This is a genomic window from Allomuricauda sp. CAU 1633, from assembly GCF_017313225.1.
Taxonomy (GTDB): Bacteria; Bacteroidota; Bacteroidia; order Flavobacteriales; family Flavobacteriaceae; genus Flagellimonas.
Genome location: NZ_JAFLNE010000005.1, coordinates 30,160 through 41,727, shown reverse-complemented (window position 1 = coordinate 41,727; position 11,568 = coordinate 30,160). Strand labels below are relative to the sequence as shown.

At 40.4% G+C, this 11,568-nt stretch carries 12 protein-coding genes; 2 read left to right on the top strand and 10 right to left on the bottom strand.

Annotation, left to right across the window (positions count from 1 at the left end):
• The gene (locus J0X14_RS14595) at positions 1-696 is read left to right on the top strand and encodes a hypothetical protein (RefSeq protein WP_207098549.1); all 696 of its coding nucleotides are present in this window, start codon (positions 1-3) and stop codon (positions 694-696) included.
• A gap of 19 nt (positions 697-715) precedes the next feature.
• Here the strand turns inward: J0X14_RS14595 and J0X14_RS14590 are convergent, their stop codons facing one another.
• From J0X14_RS14590 to mnmE, 5 genes are all read right to left on the bottom strand, one after another.
• Positions 716-1,519, bottom strand: coding sequence for a hypothetical protein (locus J0X14_RS14590; RefSeq protein ID WP_207098548.1), 804 nt, complete (start codon positions 1,517-1,519; stop codon positions 716-718).
• Entirely contained in the window at positions 1,492-2,628 is a 1,137-nt protein-coding gene (locus J0X14_RS14585; protein ID WP_207098547.1) for a CHASE2 domain-containing protein, read from the bottom strand. The genes J0X14_RS14590 and J0X14_RS14585 overlap by 28 nt, the downstream gene beginning before the upstream one ends.
• A 91-nt stretch (positions 2,629-2,719) precedes the next feature.
• The gene (locus J0X14_RS14580; protein WP_207098546.1) at positions 2,720-3,211 is read right to left on the bottom strand and encodes a hypothetical protein; all 492 of its coding nucleotides are present in this window, start codon (positions 3,209-3,211) and stop codon (positions 2,720-2,722) included.
• Between the two features lie 4 nt (positions 3,212-3,215).
• On the bottom strand, positions 3,216-4,661 hold the full coding sequence (locus J0X14_RS14575) for a C1 family peptidase (RefSeq protein WP_207098545.1): 1,446 nt from the start codon (positions 4,659-4,661) through the stop codon (positions 3,216-3,218).
• Between the two features lie 230 nt (positions 4,662-4,891).
• The gene (gene mnmE / locus J0X14_RS14570; RefSeq protein WP_207098544.1) at positions 4,892-6,262 is read right to left on the bottom strand and encodes a tRNA uridine-5-carboxymethylaminomethyl(34) synthesis GTPase MnmE; all 1,371 of its coding nucleotides are present in this window, start codon (positions 6,260-6,262) and stop codon (positions 4,892-4,894) included.
• A gap of 87 nt (positions 6,263-6,349) precedes the next feature.
• Here mnmE and J0X14_RS14565 point away from each other — a divergent pair, with 87 nt between their 5' ends.
• The gene (locus J0X14_RS14565; RefSeq protein ID WP_207098543.1) at positions 6,350-6,709 is read left to right on the top strand and encodes a DUF4870 domain-containing protein; all 360 of its coding nucleotides are present in this window, start codon (positions 6,350-6,352) and stop codon (positions 6,707-6,709) included.
• A 54-nt stretch (positions 6,710-6,763) separates the two neighbouring features.
• Here the strand turns inward: J0X14_RS14565 and dnaN are convergent, their stop codons facing one another.
• The 5 genes from dnaN to J0X14_RS14540 form a co-directional block, all read right to left on the bottom strand.
• Positions 6,764-7,882, bottom strand: a complete 1,119-nt coding sequence (gene dnaN / locus J0X14_RS14560) for a DNA polymerase III subunit beta (RefSeq protein WP_207098542.1) — start codon at positions 7,880-7,882, stop codon at positions 6,764-6,766.
• A gap of 119 nt (positions 7,883-8,001) precedes the next feature.
• Complete coding sequence (gene gldG, locus J0X14_RS14555) at positions 8,002-9,666, bottom strand: gliding motility-associated ABC transporter substrate-binding protein GldG (RefSeq protein ID WP_207098541.1); 1,665 nt, start codon at positions 9,664-9,666, stop codon at positions 8,002-8,004.
• Positions 9,663-10,394, bottom strand: coding sequence for a gliding motility-associated ABC transporter permease subunit GldF (gene gldF / locus J0X14_RS14550; RefSeq protein ID WP_207098540.1), 732 nt, complete (start codon positions 10,392-10,394; stop codon positions 9,663-9,665). Before gldF ends, gldG begins: the two co-directional genes overlap by 4 nt.
• A complete protein-coding gene (locus tag J0X14_RS14545; protein WP_207098539.1) occupies positions 10,394-10,696 on the bottom strand; it encodes a putative quinol monooxygenase in 303 nt (100 codons plus the stop codon). Before J0X14_RS14545 ends, gldF begins: the two co-directional genes overlap by 1 nt.
• Positions 10,697-11,527: an S-adenosyl-l-methionine hydroxide adenosyltransferase family protein gene (locus J0X14_RS14540; protein ID WP_207098538.1), complete on the bottom strand. Its 831-nt coding sequence runs from the start codon at positions 11,525-11,527 to the stop codon at positions 10,697-10,699. It lies immediately after the preceding gene.
• Positions 11,528-11,568 lie beyond the last annotated feature (41 nt).

Sequence of the window (11,568 nt, the reverse complement as noted above, 5' to 3'; positions counted from 1 at the left end):
ATGAAAAAGATCTATCTAATTTGGGTTGGTTTAGTTGGTTTTGCCCTTTTAAGCTGTGATGGAAGTTTTGAGCCCGACGAATTTGCCATAAACCTTAAATATCCAGAACCCAACTCCAAGTGTGAGGAGGGAACTACGGTGGGAGGTCGAATTTCAATTCCTTTTAGATGGGAACTCCAGGGTAATATTTCCAGTTTCGACTTGGTTCTCAATGGCGAAACAATAGATGCGCAACCCGTATTGATTGATGGCACCTATCAGTTTGACTGGGAGGTTGACTTTAGTTCGGACTACAAGTGGAAAGTGGTGAGTGATTTGGCTTCAAGTGAGGAACGTGTGTTTAGAACGCCAAGTGCATTGCCCAACGACAACAATGTTCCTTTGGCCGTAAAGTTTAATGAAACGGTGTTGGTTTCAACCTCGGGCGGTACTACGCAGATAACTGTTAGGTGGACCGGAGGTGATCAAGAAAACGATGGCAATTTAAAATATGATGCATATTGGTCAAGAGATGCAAACATCAGTCCTGAAAACGAAACCAATGGAGGGGAAAGCAAGGATTTGGTAAATACCAGTGTAACGTTTCAAATCCCAAATTTTGATGCCAACGAGTACTATTACATTTTAGTGGTTGCCAGAGATTTGGAAAATGCAGCATACAGCACTTTAAAATACTGCCAGCTTTGCTCAGATTAATCTGTGGGATGATTAAATTTTAATTGGATGGGGAAGGACTGCAATATTTGAAGTCCTGGCAGATAGCCTCCCTTATCTCATCTTCCGAAAATCCCAGTAGTCGGAAGGCCTTTACGATAGCTTCAATTTCCTTCTGTAATTTTTCAAAGTCTTCCTTGTTTAAAACATTTAATTGATTGAATTTTAATTCGTTCAAATTTGGAAAGGAAGATGTTGCAACGGTCCATTCATAAGATTGACCCACTTTTAGCAGGGAATTATCTAAATGAAGCAGTATGTAATTGCCTTTTGTTCCAATTTTGGTCAAATGTCCTGTCTCCAAATCTTTCAGTAAAAAGAAAACCTCTTCTTGGTCCGTTTTGTTATTCCACGTAAACCGAAGCTCGGGTGAAAACACTTTGGCACTGTCCACAGGAAACTCCAATTTTATGAATCGGTCCTCTCGATATACCACACCGGGATCTTGTTTACTTTTTATTTGGTTGGTGAACTTTTTCCATACATAAGCAAAGTATTTCTTGGTCATGGTGTTTGACTCGAACTTTTTTTTATGGTCTTTGATTGCTGAAAACAGATAGCTGTTTGGCATGTCCATTTCAAAAAGTTCACCAGTTTTATTAAAGAGAAGAACGTAGTCATTTAGGGATAAATGCAACGTATCAATTTCTGATAAAAGGCTTCCTCGATTCAGTAGTTGGTCCGCATTTATTTTAGGTACTCCTCTTTTGTTAAAAACAAAATAGCCATGTTGCCCAAAACTTGGGCCTGTACTAATGAATAACCCAATGGCTATAATTACTCTTGAAAGAAGTACCCGTTCCATTTATATTTTTTATGCAAAATATGAATCACCTTTTTATAGTACCCAATAAGACCTATACTAAAGACCACTGTGGCAATAACACCAGCCGTTTTTAGTAAGATTCCTTGTCGGAAAAGGGCTAGGGCCAACCAAATAAGAAGCACCATAAAAACCAATCTTATGATATTCAATCTTAAAATGTAGCTCGCCAGTTGTCTTTTGGACAACCAAATGAAATAAGCCAATGCAAGATAAGTAAGGATAAGGGTTATTATGATCAAGGCCCATTGGGGTAACACGCTGATGTAATCATTTTCCAATATCATGCTTATAATGTTGGCATGTATGATCAGGCCAAAAGTGTCGGGAGCGCTTCTTCCCACAAACTTGGGGTTCATCGGAGTGAAATGTTTGTCTTCCATATCAAACTCATGCCTGTTTAAATCTCCCAAATACCCCAATAAAACAATCTTGTCCTTGAGCCATGGAATACTATCTTGACCTAAGATGTCCTCGTTTTCCAGGATTAAAAAATCATCCCGATTGCCTCTGTAATTAATAGGCCTTTCTTTTAGAAAATAATTGTCCCGGGATTTGTTCCATTGGTTTCCCAAGTATTTTTTGGCCACAGCAAGTGCAAAAGAAGTTTGGACGGTATCGTTTATTTTTCGTTGCCCCAAAAAGTTGCGGACTACTGAGGATTCGAAATCAAAACTAAAATTACTGTATCCACTAAGTTGGTTTGGCTGTGCAATGTGGTTGGAAGTTGTTATTGTTCCAATATCGGTAATGGTATAAGTTGTAACCAAGTTTTGCAACTTATGACTTTTGGCTAATGCCTTGTCCCCATGAGGGGTTTTCTCCTTTTCAAAAATGACATCGAGGCCTATTACTTTTGGATGCTGCTGGTTAATTTTATTGAGCAATAGGGCGATATCTTCTCTGTTTAGACGGTCAATGTTCACCAATACTATCTTTTGATTGATATGGCCTTGGTTTTCCTCCAACTTTTCAGAATAATAAAGGTCCAAATAGCTGAAATCTTTAAAGGCATTGTTGAAAGGGGTAAAAAAGCTAAGGTTAACGCCAATAAAAGTCACCAGCCCCAAAACAATAAAGGAAAAAAGCATGCAAAAAAAGGCTTCCTTGAAAAGAAGCCGATTTACCTTAGGGAAGCGTTTTTTATGTTTAAAGGAAAAACCCATTTTGCCAGCCAAAAAACTAAAAGCTCTTGAAATACTCCAAAAGGCTCTCGGAAATTGTAATCACTTTTTGTCCATCTAGATTGATGAACCCCAATTTACGGTTTTCTTGATCTATCAAAAGAACAATTCGCCCGGTCTCATTTCTAATTAAAAGCTGTTGGGAGGCATTGAATGGGGCAGTACCTTTCTCCATGTCCCAAACGTATGACGCATCATTTTTAATGTTGGTCAGCAATCCATCGGCCTTTTCCAAATCAAGCGTATCCTTGAGCACAATTTTGTTGGAGTATTCGTCAACCGTACCTTCTATTAACTTCTTTTGAATATCAAAGACCACCACTAGATTGGCTGAGGTGATTATGTCAAAGTTTTTCTCCGTTAAAAACGCTCTGATTTTCCCGCTGGAAATAGATTTTTCGCTAACGACCTCTTTAGTTTTCGGTGTTTTTTGACAATTGCACGATAGTAGAAAAAACAAAAAGGCGATAATTGAAAAAGATTTGAACATGGCTTTATGTTCTTTTAATATCCAAAATCATCATAGCCATGGATCCTTCAGAGAACTCTGCCGTAAAGCCCATTTTTTCTTCCATGAGTTCAACCTCGTCCTTGTTGATCAACTGGTCATTGAAAATGATATAAAGCTTATCCAACAAATCGCCGTTCATCTCATCCAGTTGCTTCTTTACAGCAGGCATGTCAATTTTTTCAAGTGAAAAGATAACAATGGAGTAGTCGGATTCAACCTCTTTGTTTAACCTAAAATAGGCTTTCTGGTTGGGTCCGGCATAAGGGATGGTAACCTGGGCCTTATCTGAATTTATAAAGGGACTTACAGATTCATCATAGGGAAATAAGAGTGAATTCTCATTGTCCGAATCGGCACCCAACACATAAACGTAAGCCGGTTGATTCACCTTAGTGATCATTTGATACCGGGTCTCGGTGGGATAGCTGGATGTGGTTATATAATCACCAATACTTTGCGATTCATCTTCAATGACCACATCTTGAAAACCAAAGACAGAGCCTTGATAATCGCCATCACCCTTGCTTACTTCCATTGTGGTATTGTCCCTTAACCGAAGTTCCAATTCACCAGCCAGTACGGTTTTTGTTTTGGGCTTGGATACTTGTGGAATCATTTCAAACGCATAACGGGTATATTCCACAAAATCATTGTATCTGATCCACATAAAACCATCGTTGCCCCATGATGGTCCCCAACTGTTCACAATCTCAAATGCGCCACCATACTTATCATCATCATAACCTATTACGCACATGGCGTGTCCCCCCTCGGTTCCCAAATTATCAGGCTCATACACGGTTTTGGCACTAAAAAAGGCATTCTCAATTTTAAATCCTATAATTACTGGATTTCCGTTTAGCAGCGAGCGTTTTATACCATCAATCTTAACGTCTTGTGGCTCATCAGATCCAAAGATTCTTGTATAGTCTTTTATTTTGTGCTCTTGGGCATTTTTTAAAACGGTTTCAGGTATGTTGGTTTCGCACATTACATCGAAATCCTTGTAATATGGAACACCCAGATCTATCATGGCTTCCATGGCCCGTCCGATAAATGCGCCCCCTTGGCAATTGTAATCATTTTCAACATTAGAGTGCAAATAGGTAAATACAGGTGAAAAAGTGTTCTCATTGATTTGAATTGAATCTTCCTCATTCGTTAACCGAGCTTCTAAAATTGTTCTGCCATAATAAGCACTGGACCAGCCAACACAGGTGCCATAACCACCCTGGTCTTTTATATTGGGAACAAATTGTTTTAACGTGGCGGATCTAAATTCGGTTACAACATCTTGAAAAGCAACATTTTTTGCTTTGATGGGTGTTCGCTCATAGGCCTCATCATCAAAAAGGAGACCTGTACTTCTCTGATTTTGGCCAAAAGCGAATGAACTGAATAAAACGAATGCTAATAAGAGTGTCCTCATAACTAAAAGAGATTGATTGGAGAACAATTTAACATATATTTTGTTAAACAGGAATACCCGATAAAAGGTATATTGGGTATTTGTCCAAATCTAGGTAAAATGCAGGAAATGAGACTTTAAACCCGAGGTGTTTACCTACACCCATTGCACATGGCCGGTAATTTTTGATTGTGAAGAGATATGAGTCGTTAGACTGGTAGGATCAAATTTCCATAAATTAGGTATCAGGGTTACTTCCCGATGCAGAAATTGGAGAAAATATTCCCCAAAAGATCATCTGTGGTGACGCTTCCAGTGATTTCCCCTAAATGAAATAGAGCTTGACGAATGTCAATGGCCATAAGATCACTGGCCAATCCCATATCCATGCCTTCTTTTACTTTCTGGATTTCCTCCAGCGCCTTTAAAAGAGCATCGTAATGGCGACTATTGGTAATGATGGTTTCGTCACCACTCAATGCACCAGAATCCACCAGAGCAAGTAGTTTTCTTTCCAATTCTGGGATGCCTGTTTTGTTTTTGGCTGAAAGAAAAAGAACATCTGGAATTTCCTGCCGCAATTGTTCTATTTGGAATTCCTCCAACAAATCCACCTTGTTGCAAATAGGGACCAGTTGTTTATTGGGGTATCGATTTTGAATCCGCTCCAGCTCCGAACGGCCAAAATCCATATGATCAAAAAGGAAGATAATCAACCTGGCTTTTTCAATTTTATCAAAAGTCCGTTCTATCCCAATTTTTTCAACCACATCCACCGTTTCACGGATGCCAGCGGTATCAATAAATCTAAAATTGATGCCATTGAGGCTGATTTGGTCTTCAACCGTATCCCGGGTGGTCCCAGCGATATCACTTACAATGGCCCGTTCCTCATTCAGTAAAACATTGAGTAGGGTGGATTTTCCCACGTTGGGTTGCCCAACAATGGCAACAGGAATACCATGTTTTATGACATTCCCCAAAGCAAAGGAGTCAATCAGTTTTTTTAGGACTTCACTAATGCGATTCAACAGCTCGTTGAATTGGGTACGATCCGCAAATTCAACATCTTCCTGTGAAAAATCGAGCTCCAATTCAATCAAGGAAGCAAAGTTGAGCAATTCTTCTCGCAATTTTTGAATTTCATTACTAAAACCGCCCCGCATTTGCTGCATGGCAATGTCGTGGGCCGCCTTACTGTCACTGGCAATTAAATCGGCCACCGCTTCCGCCTGACTCAAATCCATTTTTCCATTTAAAAAAGCACGAAGGGTAAACTCACCAGCGGAAGCAGTTCGGCACCCTTTTCGCAAGATTAATTGGATAATCTGTTGTTGAATATAGGGAGACCCATGACAGGATATTTCAACCACATTTTCGCCAGTATAGGAGTGCGGCCCCTTAAAAATGGAAACGAGTACCTCGTCCAAGATTTTGTCGTCATCCATAATATGCCCCAAATGAATGGTGTGACTCTTTTGTTTGGACAATTTTTTTCCTTTAATCGATTTAAAAATGGAATCGGCAATCGAGATGGCATCAGGCCCAGAAATGCGAATCACCGCAATGGCCCCGGTTCCTGAAGGGGTAGCTAAGGCAACAATATTATCCACGTATGACATAGGCGCAAAAGTACAAATTAGCGGAAAGCTGTAACATTTTACGTAAATTATATACTCATAAGGTACATCATCAAAATCAATCGAAAAATGGAAGTTGTTAATCAAAATGTTATGCGAAAGGACAACACGCTGTTGTCCATCACACACTTGACCCAGTTATTATCGTATGTTATTGGGTTTGGAAGTCTACTAGTTCCTTTGATCATCTGGTTATCGTCACGAGATAAGGTAGAGGGGATGAATGAACATGGAAAGGCCATCATCAACCTGCAGTTAAGCTTGATTCTTTACATTATTATAAGTATCCCGGCCATCTTGCTTTTGGGCTTGGGAATTCTGGGTTTGATTGCAACAGGTATTCTAGGTTTTATATTGCCCATAGTCAATGCGGTAAAGGCTTCCAACGGTGAAGCACCATCTTATTTTTTAACGATACGGTTTTTATAAATAAAAAAAGCTGGAACATAACGCTCCAGCTTTTTAAACGTATAGTTTGAGTATTTAGTTATTTAACATCACAGGCATTACCAGCATAGTAACATGTTCGCCTTCATCCAATCCATCGATGGGAGTAAGGATACCAGCTCGGTTGGGCAAGCTCATTTCTAAAGAAACATCATCAGAGGATAAGTTGTTGAGCATTTCCAATAGAAAGCGTGAGTTGAACCCAATCTGCATATCGTCACCTTGATAGGAGCAGGAAAGTCGTTCTTCGGCCTTGTTGCTATAATCCACATCTTCAGCAGAAATATTTAGCTCGGCACCTGCAATCTTCAACCGGATTTGGTGCGTGGTCTTATTGGAGAAAATGGATACCCTTCGTACCGAACTTAAAAACTGATTTCTGGATATGGTCAATTTGTTGGGATTTTCCTTTGGAATGACCGCCTCATAATTGGGGTACTTTCCATCAATCAATCGACAAATCAATTCTGAATTGTCAAAAATGAACTTTGCATTGCTATCATTGTATTCAATGGTCACCTCAGATTCAGAACCGGCCAAAATCCCTTTCAATAAGGTCAATGGCTTTTTGGGCATAATGAATTCCGCCACTTGCGAAGCCGTAACATCTTGCCGTTGGTATTTTACCAATTTATGTGCATCTGTGGCCACAAAAGTCAAATTCTCTGTAGAAAACTGAAAAAACACGCCGCTCATCACCGGGCGAAGGTCATCGTTTCCGGCGGCAAAAATGGTCTTATTGATGGCCGTGGCCAAAATATCGCCCAATAGGGTAGTGGAGCTCGGATTGGAAACCTCCACTGCTTTTGGGAATTCTGCCCCATCAGCATACGCTAAGGCATATTTACCATGGTTGGAGCTGATTTCCACCGTATTGTTGTCCTCTACCACAAAGGTGAGGGGTTGCTCAGGAAAGGTCTTCAGGGTGTCCAACAACAAACGTGCTGGGACAGCGATGGTGCCTTCGGCATCAGAATCCACTTCAAGCACAGAGCTCATGGTAGTTTCTAGGTCGGATGCAGAGACCGTAAGTTGATTCTGTTTTAAATCGAACAGAAAATTATCTAGGATGGGAAGCGTGTTGCTATTGTTAATAACTCCTCCCAAAACCTGTAATTGTTTCAATAAATATGTACTGGATACAATAAACTTCATCAAAGAAATCCTTTAGTATTGCGGCCCAATCGACTTGAGGTCATTAAAACTGGGCTTGTAAATCGATAAAAGCAAATATATCTTAAAACGGCGAAGCAAAGAAACAAATTTATTAACACTTAGGCTGCAAATTTGCGCTTTCGGTAATAGCTGAAGAAAACCCCAAAAAGAAGTGTCAAGAATACGGGAACCCCAATATTTATGATTTGCCACTTGGTTTTCTCGGCAGCAATTTTCTTCACATCCAATAACGGAATGGACACTTTTTTACTTCGAATGTTTATAAGTCCGGTGTTGTCTAAGAGATAATTGGTGCAATTGACCAAAAATTCCTTGTTGCCATAGAAACTACTGGTCCATTTATCATAACCCAATTCTAATGGTCTGCCGTTTCGCAATTGGTTTTTGATGACATCCCCATCCGAAATGACAATCATTTTGTTAGCTGGACCTTCTTCTGTGGTATTCTGTAACTTGAGAGGCTTTACGCGGTTTTTGTACATCGATACAAAATCACCCTCAACCAAAACAGCCAAAGGCATATTTCCGGGGGTATAGCTTTCTTGATTTGGAGGGTTGTTCAAAATGTCCAAACTGATTTGTCGTGGAGTACCATCGGTTTTGGACAGCGGAGAACTCTGTAAAAGAATGGTTTTGTCATAATCATTCTCCAAAACATCCATAGGACTTGCAAACTGATAGCGAACCGCCTCAATATTGGTATTGATGGGGTGGTTGTTTTTGGAAAACACCATGGGATTGTAATACCACGGTACAGGGTCGAACTGGGAATCGTTTCCCTCACCAGTCGCCAAAACAATTTGAGTAAAGTACATGTCATTGACCAAAACAGGATTGATTCGCACCCCATATTTAAAGAAGAAATCCTTTAGGTTGAGTTCGCGAGGTAGGGCAAAAGCGCTTCCACCACCGGCTAGAATGCTATCCATTTCCATGGCCACCTGGTCGACCAACCAAATGGATTTCCCTCCGTTCACCACGTATTGGTCCAGCACATATTTTTCTTGGTCAGAAAATGGTTCGGTGGGTTTGGCTATCAAGGCCATATCAAAACCCGCCAGTTGGTCCAACACCTTTTGTGGGTTAGACGCCACAGAGTCCAAGGTAATGGCGGCAATGTTGTAATACTCCCGAATAGTGGTCAAATAATCCGCCAAATACATATCGGAGAGTTCCCCATTTCCTTTGATGACGGCAATGCTTTTCTTTTCGGTGATGTTCAATTTGGTAAAGGCATCAGCAAAAGCATATTCCAATTGCTGTACCGAATTGTTGATGCGTTCTTCTGCAGATGACCCAATTTTATTTTTGAGCAATGCCACTTTTACGGTCCGATTTCCATGATTCACCATGGCCCAAGGAAAGACCAACTCTTGGGAAACCCTTCCGTTTTCCTCAACGGTTACACTGGCAGGTTGGAGGCCCAAACTCTGTAGCTCAGCAACAGTCTGTTGGGCTTGACTTTCATCTTCCAAGGGATTTACCAGGTTATAGGTAATGTTTTTGTTTTTGGAAGCAAAGGATTCCAACAATTGGATGGTCTCTGTCTTTAGTCTTGAAAATTCTGGAGGAATGTTTCCATCCAAAAGTACATCCACTACAACAGGAGACTTAAACTTTTCGGCGACCTCAATGGCAGGTTCCGATAGGGTATACCGCTGGTCTTCGGTGAGGTCAAAACGAGTGTAAGCAAAGCTCGCCAGGATGTTCAACACCAAAACGGCTACGAGAGCCACGACTACTGAAATGAGAAACTTCTTCATCGGGGCAGTTGTTTTAGACGTTGAAAAGTGAGGTACAAAAAGAGCAGCGTCATCGAAATAAAATACACCAAATCCCGAGTATCGATGACCCCTCGGGCAATACTTTCAAAATGTGATTTTGCTCCAATTCCTTGAATCAATTGCTGAGACTCTCCATCCGAAAACAGCGAAGAAACCGCATCAAATCCGTTGAACACCAAAAAACACAGTAAAATACCCACCAAAAAGGCAATGATTTGGTTATCAGAAAGCGTAGAAGCAAATAGGCCAATGGAAGTATAGGTCGAAATCAAAAATAATAGCCCAAAATAAGAACCGAGAACCATTCCGAGGTCATAATTGCCCTCAATCATGCCCAAACTTGAAATGGCAAATACGTAAACAATAGTCGGAATCACAGCAATAATACATAGCAGTGCCGCACCCCAAAATTTACCCAATACCAATTTCCATACAGAGATGGGTTTTATGAGTAACAACTCCAAGGTTCCCATTTTGCGTTCTTCAGAAAAACTCTTCATGGTGATGGCCGGGACCAGAAAGATAAAGATCCAAGGAGCCAGTAAAAAGAAGTTTCCCAAATCGGCAAAACCGTAGTCAAATATGTTGTACTCGCCTCTAAAAACCCATAAAAAAAGACCGTTGAGCAACAAAAAGGCACCCACGATCAAGTACCCAATGGGCGAAGTGAAAAAAGACCGTACCTCTCTTTTAAAAATCGCGAACATTAAGATGGGTTTGTAGTTTGCACTTTGTTGACGCTCCAAGCTTCGGGTTTTTCACTGAAAAGTTGCTTGGTGGTTCCCCACACGCCTTTAAAAAAATCTGATGTCCGATATCTTTCCAAGTCTGATTCCTTTTCCCAAAAACTATACGTAAAAAACACACAAGGATTTTTGAGGTCTTGGTACAGCTCTACCAAATTACAACCTTCAAACGCCAAGATTCCGTTTTTTGATTCTTTAAAAATTCGTTCAAAACTAGGAATATTTTCGGGTTTAAAAGTGAGTTTCACGATACGTATCAGCATTTACAGAAAATTTATGGTTACGGTATCCCTATAATTCAGGCCTAAAAGGGAAGAGGCTCCTCCCACGGAATTCAGGTCACTTTTATAAATGGCGAGCTCAATATATCCTGCAGAATTGAACAGGGCCAATGCATCACCGGGGCCTTTGCGTTGATTTTTATCCAAATCAAAATTGATGATGCCATTATAACTGTCATGGATTTGACTGATTTTGGTGGTACGCGCATTTATTTCAAAAGCTCTACCATTTCTATAGGCGTTGAACAAACTTCTTTGGATATTGGTCACCACATTGCCATAATTATCAATATAAATGACATTTCCTGAAATGGTTTTTCCGTTGTTGATGATTCTTGGCTCGAAGTCGCGCAGTTCACGCAACTCATCAAATGGTTTTCCAATTACCTCCAATTTTCCACCACGGGCAATATGGCAGGCCACCTGAATAAAGACATTCAAAACGGGAAACGACCCTGAAATGATATTCGGAATCTTGATTTCCACTACTTTTTCAGGTTTCACTTCAGAAGTAATCAACGAAATCACCCCACTATTGGCACTCACAAAATAATGCCCGTCCACCTGCACCACAATATGTTGGTTTTCGGGTGAAAGTTCAGAATCCACACCTACAACGTGTACGGTTCCTTCAGGAAAGGAACGATAGGCATTCTTAAGGATATAAGCGCATTCTTGAATGTTGAATGGGCTGATGGCATGGGAAATATCAACAATGTTCACATCGGGAAGGTTGCTCAGAATAGTCCCTTTCACGGCACCAACAAAGTGGTCTTTAATTCCAAAATCCGTAGTTAAGGTTATGATTGCCATGCAATACTGTTGATATGTTTTTGCCTGCTCAAATTGATTTT